The organism is Arthrobacter ipis, from assembly GCF_014694315.1.
Classification (GTDB): domain Bacteria; phylum Actinomycetota; class Actinomycetes; order Actinomycetales; family Micrococcaceae; genus Arthrobacter; species Arthrobacter ipis.
Map to the genome: position 1 here is coordinate 68,792 of NZ_JAAOXD010000009.1, position 1,052 is coordinate 69,843.

The window sequence follows — 1,052 nt, forward strand, 5'->3', positions numbered from 1 at the left end:
TGGAGTTACCGGGGATTTGGCCCGTAAGAAGCTCATGCCTGCCGTGTATGACCTTGCCAACCGTGGTTTGTTGCCGCCGAGCTTCGCTTTGGTGGGTTTCGGCCGGCGGGACTGGGACAACGAGGATTTCGCTGCGGAGGTGAAGGACGCGGTGAAGGCGTATGCCCGGACGCCGTTTGATGAGGCGGTCTGGAACCAGCTCTCGGAGGGCATCCGCTTCGTGCAGGGCGCGTTCGACGACGATGCGGCGTTTGAGCGGCTCGGGGAGACGATCGAGGAGCTCGACGGGAACCGCGGGACCCGGGGGAACCACGCGTTCTACCTTTCGATCCCGCCGAAGGCCTTCGAGCAGGTCTGCCGGCAGCTGTCCAAGCACGGCCTGGCGCAGGCCGGGGGTGAGAAGTGGCGGCGGGTGGTGATCGAGAAGCCGTTCGGGCATGACCTGGCCTCGGCCCGGCAGCTGAACGACATTGTGGAGTCGGTGTTCCCGGCCGATGCGGTGTTCCGGATAGATCATTACCTGGGTAAGGAGACGGTGCAGAACATCCTGGCGCTGCGGTTCGCGAACCAGCTGTTCGAGCCGTTGTGGAACGCGAACTACGTGGACCATGTGCAGATCACCATGGCCGAGGATATCGGCACCGGTGGCCGGGCGGGGTATTACGACGGTGTGGGCGCGGCCCGGGACGTGATCCAGAACCACCTGCTGCAGCTGCTGGCGTTGACGGCGATGGAGGAGCCGATTTCGTTCAACGCGGACGATCTGCGGGCGGAGAAGGAAAAGGTCCTCGCCGCGGTGCGTTTGCCGGAGGACCTGTCCACGCATTCGGCGCGCGGGCAGTTCGCCGGCGGCTGGCAGGGCGGGGAGCAGGTCCAGGGGTACCTGGAGGAAGAGGGCATCCCGGCGGACTCCAAAACCGAAACGTATGCCGCGATCCGGGTGGACATCAACACCCGCAGGTGGGCCGGGGTGCCGTTCTACCTGCGCGCCGGCAAACGGCTGGGGAGGCGGGTCACGGAGATCGCGGTGGTGTTCAAGCGGGCACCGAACC

At 65.8% G+C, this 1,052-nt stretch carries 1 protein-coding gene; it reads left to right on the forward strand.

The genetic code is table 11. From position 1 onward, the window contains the following. The coding region (zwf, locus tag G9E11_RS19030; protein ID WP_190609188.1) for a glucose-6-phosphate dehydrogenase at nt 1–1,052 on the forward strand (1,052 nt) is incomplete at both ends.